The sequence below is a fragment of the Parvibaculum sp. genome (assembly GCF_049672805.1).
GTDB lineage: Bacteria > Pseudomonadota > Alphaproteobacteria > Parvibaculales > Parvibaculaceae > Parvibaculum.
In genome coordinates, this window is sequence record NZ_JBATWS010000414.1 from 1 (window position 1) to 1,529 (window position 1,529).

The following is a 1,529-nucleotide window of genomic DNA, read 5'->3' on the forward strand; positions in this document are numbered from 1 at the left end:
CGACAATGCCGACCAGCCGCCCGAACGGCGGAAGGCCGAGCCTTTCCCGGGCGCTCGCCTCGCGCGCAAGGAAAGCATCGCGCTGCCCCGAGACAAGCGCCTGCATGACGCCATGCTCGGGCATGAAGGATTGCAGGAAAACCCGCCCCGGACGTTCCGCCCGGCCCGCGCGCCCCGCCACCTGCTGAAGAAGCTGGTAAGTTCGCTCGCCCGCCCGCAGGTCTCCATTTTCAAGGCCAAGATCGGCATCCACCACGCCAACCAGAGTGAGCCAAGGGAAATGATGCCCCTTCGCCACGATCTGCGTGCCGATGACAATATCGATCTCGCGCGCCTCGATGGCCGCAAAAACGGCCTGATGGGCAGCTGGCCCCCGCAAATTGTCACTCGAAACAATGGCGGTGCGGGCCTCCGGGAAAAGCTCGGCCACCTCCTCCGCAATCCGCTCCACCCCCGGCCCGCAGGCAATCAGCGCCTCTTCCGACCCGCAGGACGGGCAAGCCCTGGGCACAGGGGCCGTATAGCCACAATGATGACAGGCAAGCTCGCGGCGGAAACGATGCTCGACGAGCCATGCCGAACATTGCGGACATTCAATGCGGTGGCCGCAGGTCCGGCAAAGGGTGAGAGGCGCATAGCCCCGCCGGTTGAGGAAGAGCATGGACTGCTCCCCTGCCTCCAGCGCGCTCAATATCTCCCGCGTGAGGATGGGCGACAGCCAGCGCCCGCGCTCGGGCGGATGGGCGCGCATGTCAATGGCGCTGATTCGCGGCAGCACCGCCTCGCCATGCCGCGCGGAAAGCCGGAGCAATCCATAGCGCCCCTGCTCCGCATTCACCGCCGTCTCAAGCGAGGGCGTGGCCGAACTCAATATAATGGGGAACTGGCCGAGCGAGGCCCGCACCACCCCCATATCGCGCCCATGATAGGGAACGCCGTCCTCCTGCTTGAAGGCGGCATCATGTTCTTCATCAATGACAATGAGGCCGAGCGCAGGGAAAGGAAGGAAAAGCGCCGAGCGCGCGCCCACCACCACACGCACCCGCCCTTCCGCCACACCGCGCCAGACACGCCGCCGCTCGCGCGAGGGAAGATCGGAATGCCATTCAGCCGGGCGGCAGCCAAACCGCCGTTCAAACCGCTCCAGAAACTGGCTCGTCAGCGCGATTTCCGGCAGCAGGATCAGCACCTGCTTGCCCACCCGCAAGGCTTCTGCCACGGCCTCGAAATAGACTTCCGTTTTGCCAGAGCCGGTTACGCCATCAAGCAATGTGGTGGAGAAGCGTCCGGCCCGCACGGCGGCACGCAGCTTTTCGGCGGCTTGCGCCTGCTCGGGCGAAAGGGAATGTCCTTCTCTTTCAGGATCCGGCTCATCAAAGGGCGCTTCCGTCGGCACATCGACGGGAAGAAGCGTGCCCGCATCCACAAGCCCGCGCACGACGCTATCTGACACACCTGCCTCTTCAGCAAGCTCGCGCACGGTCCGCGCAAAGCCATCACCCGCCACCTCGACAACACGCTCGCGTGCT

General features: G+C 65.1%; 1 protein-coding gene. It reads right to left on the reverse strand.

Annotation, left to right across the window (positions count from 1 at the left end; genetic code table 11):
* On the reverse strand, window positions 1-1,529 hold a 1,529-nt coding region (gene priA / locus WBF74_RS12870), incomplete at both ends, for a replication restart helicase PriA (protein WP_424440539.1).